At 31.3% G+C, this 8,343-nt stretch carries 10 protein-coding genes; 1 reads left to right on the top strand and 9 read right to left on the bottom strand.

Annotated features, from left to right (window positions below; genetic code table 11):
- Nucleotides 1-158: 158 nt before the first annotated feature.
- Nucleotides 159-914 carry a hypothetical protein gene (locus AA089_RS07800; protein WP_046756373.1) on the top strand — a complete coding sequence of 252 codons (756 nt, stop codon included), beginning with the start codon at nt 159-161 and terminating at the stop codon, nt 912-914.
- Nucleotides 915-1,231: 317 nt separating this feature from the next.
- On the opposite strand, the gene AA089_RS07795 is transcribed toward AA089_RS07800, so the two are convergent.
- The 9 genes from AA089_RS07795 to ahcY form a co-directional block, all read right to left on the bottom strand.
- Nucleotides 1,232-1,429, bottom strand: a complete 198-nt coding sequence (locus tag AA089_RS07795; protein ID WP_046756372.1) for a hypothetical protein — start codon at nt 1,427-1,429, stop codon at nt 1,232-1,234.
- Between the two features lie 202 nt (nt 1,430-1,631).
- Nucleotides 1,632-1,844, bottom strand: a complete 213-nt coding sequence (locus AA089_RS07790) for a hypothetical protein (protein WP_046756371.1) — start codon at nt 1,842-1,844, stop codon at nt 1,632-1,634.
- Nucleotides 1,845-1,917: 73 nt separating this feature from the next.
- Nucleotides 1,918-3,615 (bottom strand): helix-turn-helix transcriptional regulator, encoded by a 1,698-nt coding sequence (locus AA089_RS07785; protein ID WP_046756370.1) that lies wholly within the window; start codon nt 3,613-3,615, stop codon nt 1,918-1,920.
- A 282-nt stretch (nt 3,616-3,897) separates the two neighbouring features.
- Entirely contained in the window at nt 3,898-4,092 is a 195-nt protein-coding gene (locus AA089_RS24665) for a hypothetical protein (RefSeq protein ID WP_156168944.1), read from the bottom strand.
- A 38-nt stretch (nt 4,093-4,130) separates the two neighbouring features.
- On the bottom strand, nt 4,131-4,340 hold the full coding sequence (locus tag AA089_RS24660) for a hypothetical protein (protein ID WP_156168943.1): 210 nt from the start codon (nt 4,338-4,340) through the stop codon (nt 4,131-4,133).
- Between the two features lie 243 nt (nt 4,341-4,583).
- A complete protein-coding gene (locus AA089_RS25160) occupies nt 4,584-4,745 on the bottom strand; it encodes a hypothetical protein (protein WP_162200420.1) in 162 nt (53 codons plus the stop codon).
- Between the two features lie 101 nt (nt 4,746-4,846).
- A complete protein-coding gene (locus tag AA089_RS07780; RefSeq protein WP_046756369.1) occupies nt 4,847-5,047 on the bottom strand; it encodes a hypothetical protein in 201 nt (66 codons plus the stop codon).
- Nucleotides 5,048-5,123: 76 nt separating this feature from the next.
- Nucleotides 5,124-6,728 carry a helix-turn-helix domain-containing protein gene (locus AA089_RS07775; protein ID WP_162200419.1) on the bottom strand — a complete coding sequence of 535 codons (1,605 nt, stop codon included), beginning with the start codon at nt 6,726-6,728 and terminating at the stop codon, nt 5,124-5,126.
- A 221-nt stretch (nt 6,729-6,949) separates the two neighbouring features.
- The gene (gene ahcY, locus AA089_RS07770) at nt 6,950-8,266 is read right to left on the bottom strand and encodes an adenosylhomocysteinase (RefSeq protein WP_046756367.1); all 1,317 of its coding nucleotides are present in this window, start codon (nt 8,264-8,266) and stop codon (nt 6,950-6,952) included.
- Nucleotides 8,267-8,343: the final 77 nt, after the last annotated feature.

Here is an 8,343-nt window from a genome sequence, read left to right as displayed (position 1 = left end):
TCCATAATAATTAGTTATCCTTTATTCAAATATAAATAAATAATTTACGCTAAGCTAATTAAAGGTAAAACTTACGGTTTTCCGTAATTTTAACTGCTAAATACGAAACACACAGTCTAAACGTTTCAATATTGTACATTCACAATAAATTGAATCTCATGAAACAACTCGTTACCATTATTATTTTCTGCATAAGTTGTACTGTTTATGGTCAAAAGAAAATACATGTGTTTGTGGCATTATGTGATAATGTACATCAAGGAATTGTTCCTGTTTCTAAAGCGTTGGGAAATGGTCAAAACCCGAGAACAAATTTGTATTGGGGCGCATTGTATGGTGTAAAAACACATTTTAAACGTAGTAAAGATTGGGAGTTTGTAAAAACGATTCCTTCAAATAATCCGAAAATATTAGAACGAATTGTATTTAAACACAAAACCACAAATACGTATTTACTAGCGGATGCATATGATGGAAAATATATCAAACAAACGACAATTGATTTTCTAAAAGCGAGTAGTGGAGAAGGAACGGAACAGATAAACATCAACAATAAAAAACTAAATTTTGGCGGTAGTTCAGATTTGTTAGCCTATGTCGGTCATGATGGCTTAATGGAATTCAATTTAGATATTCAATTACAACCAAAAAATACTAAAAAACGCGATGCAATTATGCTGGCATGCATTAGCAAAGACTATTTTAAACCATATTTGGAGAAAACAGGAGCCAACCCGTTAGTTTGGTCTACAGGATTAATGTCGCCAGAAGCATATACCTTAAAATGGGCACTAGACGGTTGGATTTTAAATGAGTCGGATGCCGAAATTCGTGAACGTGCCGCAAAAGCGTATCATACCTATCAAAAATGTGGAATGCGTGGCGCTAGAAGATTGTTAGTTACAGGCTATTAAATAATAAACTCTCTCCTCAAAAAAGAAAACAGTTTCCTAGCATATTACCAAGTTGACGTACCGACATTCTCTAAATTAGAAAAACATTTTTCTTAAATGTTAATCAGTTACATATACAAACTTGAAAAGCACCTTTCTCCGAAGAGATAAGATGCTTTTGCTACTACTAGTTTTCGGTATATTGATAATAATCTGATAAAATTCTATCCAATATAATACCTAGTGTAAAACGTTTATTTTTGTTACCCACGACTATAAAACAACAACTCTTTTTCTGTAAGAGTTTTTTAGATAGTCACGAATTAAAAAATCGTTCGTTAACAGGTAGTTACAGGACAAATAGATTGTGATCCAATACAATTAGGATCGAATGTAGGACAGTTTGCTTGACACGTTTTGAAATACCGATTCGTAAATTCGCAAGTAGTTCCTGTTACACCACCTTTCAATGCGTCTAATTTTAACCTAGAAATGTTTCTTTTGTTCAATTCTAGCTTCATTTTTGCTTTTTTCATAGTATATAATTTTAGTGTTATCCCAAATGAACAAGTTTACATGTTGTATTTTATCGTTTATTTGGTATTAAATATGATATGAAGTTAGCATGAATCTCGCATCAAAAAAAACTCTTGTGGCTTTGATTTATGAATTGAAAGTTGTGTATATAGTGTGTAAACATTCTAATGTTACATTCTCAATATAACGTTGGTAAACTATTTAAGGACGTTCACCATTATCGATACAGCTAACAATCGTTTCTTCAGAAATTGAAGCTCCTTCAGAAGTGCTACAGGTTTTGTCAATACATACAGTTTGTTGACATACTGTTATTGCTATTGTTCCATTTGCGGGATCTCCCATTCCGTAAATCTTATTCAAATTGGCAACTTTTAACTTCCTTAACTGCAATACAATTGATTTTTTTTTCATAATAAAATTTTTAATGTTAATGACTGCAACATATATGATATTGCTAACGTTTCATAATGAGAGAACCTTTGATTTATGAATTAGCGGTTATATTTTTTATGAAATAAGAAGGGTAAATTCCTGTTTGTTTTTTAAAGGCTCTAGAAAATGAACCTTCACTTTTAAAACCTACTTCTTCGGCAATTCCTTTGATACTATAGGATCTAAAAACTTTGTCATTCTTCAAGCGTCGTAATACATAGGTAATTCGTAAAGATGTAATGTAATTTATAAACGTTTGTCCTTTATACGTATTTATAGTTTTTGATAAGTATGAAGTATTTGTATTTATTTTTTTTGCTACAGATGTCAAACTTGTTTTTGGGTCAAGATATTTTTCCTTAAGCTCAAACTCTTCTAATGCTTTTAAAATAACTAGTGCCTTTTCATCAGATATTTTTTGTTCTGTTTCTTTCTTGTTAATGGTTGGTATGTTATTATCTTTTGTTTCAAGTACTTCTATATGTTCCATTAGTTTTTTGAACTTACTTTGATTTCGTTTTTTAAGTTGAAAATAACGTATGGAAAAAAGTAAAAGTGCAATGAATAGAAAAGCTCCAATATAAGTCAATATCGTACTATATTTCTTTTCTTGCTCTGATGTTGTCGTGAGTTCATCAATTTGTATTTTAAAGTTCGCAATATCATACTTCTCTTTTAGTAATTTGTAAATAGCTGTTTTTGTTAGATCATTTTTTATAACTAACGAACGTGCCAATCGTGAATTTTGATCAGAACTGTCTATCTGTCCAACTTTTTTATAGCTATCTTCAAGTAGCCAATACAAATCGAGTAATTCAATATGATGAAACTGTTTTACTTTTTTTATTTTTTTTGCTTTTTCAGAAATGACAATAGCTTCTTCAAACTTTAGTAATTCATAATAGCATTTCCCTTTAAATCTATAAACGGTAAATAGGTTGCGTTCATACCCTAAAGCGGTAAAAATTTCTTCTGCTGAATTCATTAATTGCAAGGCACTTTCAAAATCTCCTTTTTTGTACGCAATTTTCCCTTCAAACATATAATAATATCCAAGCGCAATTTGATTATTATCGTTTTCAGCTATTTTTTTTAGTGTATTGGTGTAAAATCTCGTTTTTTCAGCGTTAATGTTTGTGTAAGCTGAAGCTAAAGCAATAATTGTATTGACGTACGATTTTTTTTGATTGATTTTTGGTAATGACGAAATTGCATCCAGATTGGCTGTAAAAATCTGAATAGCTTCCTCATATGTTCCAATTTCATTTTTAATTAAACCTATATTATGCTTGGCATCAAATGCTAAAGAGCTATTTTTTGTTTCTTCAGCAATTTTTTTTACAAGAAGATTAATTTCAATAGCAGCTTTATAAGCTCCCAAATTTCTAAAAATGCTACTTTTTACTTTTAGACCGCGAACTTTAATGTTTTGATTCTGTAATCGATCAGCATAAAGAATGGTTGAATCTGCAAGTTGCAAAGCATCAGTGTAGTTGCCAAGTCTATTCTGGATGTCACTTAGCAATAAATAGGCAAAGGTTTTTTCTTTAGTATTTTGTTCTTTGATTGCTCTGTTTAGAACTTCTTTAGCGTAAAACAAGGCTTTGTCAGAATCACTATTCTTATTTGAAAAATAGGCAATTTTTAAATCGTCATACGATAAACTTTCTAATGAATCTTTTTCCTGAGAAAAAAGAGTTCCACAATAAAAAAGTAGACTGATTAATACAATACATATACGGGGATTCATAAAATAGTTAGATTTTACAAGATAAAAGCTATTAACAAAATGGCACAGCTCAGTTTTTGTTTCCTAATATAACAAAAAAAGAAAGCTATTTAGTACATAACGAATGCTTCTAGGTGTAATTGTATGCGAAAGTGTCTCAAATCGTATGTGAGTAAATTTTATAAGCGATGTTGATGTCAATTCAATAGCATAAAAATAGTTAGCTATACAAATCAAAAAAAACCATTACCAAAACACCGTTGTTTTGATAATGGTTTCAATGAAATTAAAGAGTCGTAATTTTTAATGATCACAAATAACCACCGTATTTGGACAATCTCTCCAAGTAGGTTCAGGTGTACATGCAAAGTAGCATGTTTTGTAATATTTGTTTGTAAAGTGACAAGTAGTTCCTGAAACTCCACCTTTGATATCAGTAGTTTTTAAATTCGAAATATTGCTTTTATTCAAGCTAAGCTTAATTTTTGATTTTTTCATGATAGTATATTCGTTATGTATTAAACTAAATTAGATGATTAATGGTCGCATACACGAACAGTATTCCCGCAATTGAAAGTGAGACAATCGTTCCAAGTAGCTGGAGTTGGACAATACGTATAGCATGTTTTATAATATTTATTTGTCAACTCACACGTGCGTCCAGACACACCACCAATTATTTCATTTACGTCTAAATTTGAAATACTTTTTTTATTTAAACTGAGTTTTAGTTTTGATTTTTTCATGATTGTATAAATTTTTTGATTAATTTTTTGTTTACTTACATTTTTCCGTATGATAACAGGTAACATCCGTATAATTACATTCTTGAATTGAACATCTGTAAGGATAAGAGGCGCAAGTTCTTTGTAAGGTATAGTTTGCCAAACCTCCCATAATTTTTTTATTCGTTAAGTTTGCAATAGGAGCTTTCTTTAAGCTCAGCCTAGAATTGATATTCTTCTTTTTCATCATCTAACTCTAAGTGCTTAACAGCAATGTGAATATGGAAGACTCATCCATTCTCTCTCCTTACTTGGCGCGTAACTTCCTTGGTCTGAAGGTAATGCTCCACCGTTTATCCCAGCAGTATTAAATCTTGAAATTGATCTTTTACTCAATGCTAAATTTTTTACATTCTTTTTTTTCATAATAGTTTAATTTTAAATTAATTAATACCCTGAAATTAGAATGTAATTTACCTGTAAACAACTTATATACTATTCATTTTATAAAATAACAGTTCAAATTTTTAGTTGCCGACATTGTCTTTTTCCTGTTTGGCTTGTATGCTGTCAGGGCGCGTAGTTACTGTAAATAAACAAAGTGGTGGCATTGAACAACATCCTGATAGTTCACTTACATTTGGACCAGCTCCACCAGTAATTGTGAGTTTTGCAACGCTACTTTTTTTGAGTTGTAAAGAAATTGAATCAATTTTTTGATTTTTCATAATAAAAATAAATTTATAATTTTGGTCTTAAAGATAGAGAATACGTAGCGTTGAGTGAAAATTAAACACGTTCATTTTATGAAATAGCGGTTAAGTTTTTGATAAAAAACGAAGGATAAATTCCTGTTTGTTTTTTAAATGCTCTAGAGAATGCACCTTCACTTTTAAAACCCAATTCTTTGGCAATTGCTTTGATGCTATACGAACGTAAAACGCTATCACTTTTCAACTTATGTAATACATAGTCGATGCGCAATTCGGTAATGTAGTTTTTAAATGTACTGCCTTTTTGTTCATTCACAATTTGTGACAAATAGGTAGTATTTGTGTTCAATTTTTTTGCAACAGACACCAAACTTGTATTGGGTTTTAAAAATGCTTTAGAGCGTTCAAACTTTTCTAAACCTTCCAATATTTTGGCAATCTTTTCATCTGAAATTTGATACTTATTTACAGGAATAAATGTTTCTTCATGCTGTTGATTCGATGCTAATTTTTCAAGCAATTCGTCAAACTTTTGCTTGTTGATTCGCTCTCTTTTCTTGTAAATAAAAAATAATAATACAAGCGCTAAAAATAATCCAATAGCAATAATCAATAACGATCTTGTCTGTTTTGTTTTTTTGTTGGTTTTTTCCTCTAAAGTTGAAATTTTGTCTTCAATTGCTTTATTATCATACTTTTTATGAATCGTATTTCGAATTGTTTTTTGAATGGTGTCTGTATATGAAAAACTGTGTGCTAAACGGTAGTTTTCTAGTGCTTTCTCCGTATTGCCAATTTGCTCGTAACTATTTGCTAATAAAGAAAGTACTTCTCTGTATTCAAAATCATCAAAATCGATTTCTTCTTGTAACGATTTAACATTTTCAAATGCTTGAATTGCTTCGGGAAACTTTTCTGTTTCATAATACGTTTTTCCGCGAAAGCGATATATAGGATATAAATTTCGTATGGTACCCAATAATCTAACCAAGCTATCTGATTTTTGAAAAACAGCTAACGCGTTCGTGTATTCTTTTCGTTTATACCCTACAATTCCTAGCAATGTATAATAATAACTCAACGCATCAATATCGTCCTGTTCAACACTAATTTTTTTGAGTTCAGGCAGATAATCGGCAGCTGCATCAACATCAAAATAAGTATATGCAGAACAAAGTGCGATTAAGGTATTTAAATAAAGAGTTTGGTAGCTTTGCTCTTCCACAATTGGAGCGATAATTTCTTTATTCTTTAAAAGTAATGCTACAGCACCTTCATAATCACCTGTAATTCTTTTCACAGAGCTGATACCTTGATTTGCATAAATTTGATAACGTACATTCTCTGTTGCTTTTGCTATAGAATCAAACTGTAAATAATTTTCTGTTGCTTCGGTATATTTTCCATGGCTGAAATATGTTTTTCCTTTCTGGCTTAAAGCACTTATAAATAAGGAAGATTTTTCGTGGGTTTTAGCATATGAAATACAGGAATCAATATATTGCATAGAAATGTGCATGTTGCCAAAATAATTTTCGGAAGAAGCTTTTAATAAAAAAGCGGTATTTTTTTCCAGTACATTTCCTTCTTTAGTCGCCTTTACTATCAATGCTTCTGCGTACGTTTTTGCTAATTTAGGATTGGTATATTCTAAATTCTCATATTCAGTTTTTAAGCTTTCATATGATTTTTGCATAAGTGAATCTGGCACTTGCGCATTCATACTTCCAAAAAAGCACAGATAAAAAAGGAAAAAAAGACTACAACGGAAACTCATGAGATAAAAAATTTAAGCATAAAAAAAAGGATCTTGTAAAATAGTTCCTTAAATAAAATTTCTGTTACCCAAGATAAGAAAAAAGAAAGCCCTTTATGATGTCATAAAGGGCTTTTATAAGTATTAAGATTAAAAAAATCTTAGTATCTGTAGTATTCTGGTTTGTAAGGACCTTCAACTGTTACACCAATGTACTCAGCTTGGTCATTAGAAAGTTCTTCTAACTCAACACCAATTTTAGCTAAGTGTAAACGTGCTACTTTTTCATCTAAATGCTTTGGTAACATGTATACTTTATTTTCATACTTGTCAGCATTTTTCCAAAGTTCAATTTGTGCTAATGTTTGGTTAGTAAATGAGTTACTCATTACAAAACTTGGGTGACCTGTTGCACAACCTAAGTTTACCAAACGTCCTTCAGCTAATAAGATGATGTCTTTTCCGTTAATGGTATACTTATCAACTTGTGGCTTAATTTCTACTTTCGTGTTTCCGTGGTTGTCATTTAACCAAGCAACAGCGATTTCGTTGTCAAAATGTCCAATATTACACACAATTGTTTTATCCTTCATCGCTTCAAAATGCTTTCCAGTAACGATATCTTTATTTCCTGTAGTTGTAATAACGATATCCGCTTTTTCAACAACATTCTCTAATTTCTTTACTTCAAAACCGTCCATTGCAGCTTGTAACGCACAAATTGGATCAATTTCAGTAACTGTTACAATACTTCCAGCACCTTTAAAAGAAGCCGCAGTTCCTTTTCCAACATCTCCGTATCCACAAACAACAACTCTTTTTCCTGCTAACATTACGTCAGTAGCTCTACGAATTGCATCAACAGCACTTTCTCTACATCCGTATTTGTTATCAAACTTAGATTTCGTTACAGAATCATTAATATTGATCGCTGGCATTGGCAACGTACCATTCTTCATTCTTTCATACAATCTGTGAACACCTGTGGTCGTTTCTTCAGATAATCCGTTGATTCCGTCAACTAATTCTGGGTAACGGTCTAATACCATATTTGTTAAATCGCCACCATCATCTAAAATCATGTTCAATGGCTTACGATCTTCTCCGAAAAATAATGTTTGCTCAATACACCAGTCAAACTCTTCTTCGTTCATTCCTTTCCAAGCATATACTGGAATTCCAGCGTCAGCAATTGCAGCAGCAGCTTGATCTTGTGTTGAGAAAATATTACAAGAACTCCAAGTAACTTCTGCTCCTAAAGCTTTTAACGTTTCAATTAAAACGGCCGTCTGAATGGTCATGTGTAAACATCCTGCAATTCTAGCACCTTTTAATGGTTGTTCGTTTTTATATTCTTCACGAAGACTCATTAATCCTGGCATCTCTGCTTCGGCTAACTCAATCTCTTTTCTTCCCCATGCTGCCAAAGAAATATCTTTCACTTTATACGCTACGTAAGGAACTGATTTTGTGCTCATACTTTTTATTTTTTATAATTTGAATAAATATGGGTTGTGACCCAAAATATTTTTAAATTCGCTTTGTAACTCAACAA

It is taken from the genome of Kordia jejudonensis (assembly GCF_001005315.1).
GTDB lineage: Bacteria > Bacteroidota > Bacteroidia > Flavobacteriales > Flavobacteriaceae > Kordia > Kordia jejudonensis.
This window is presented reverse-complemented; position numbering and strand designations above follow the sequence as displayed.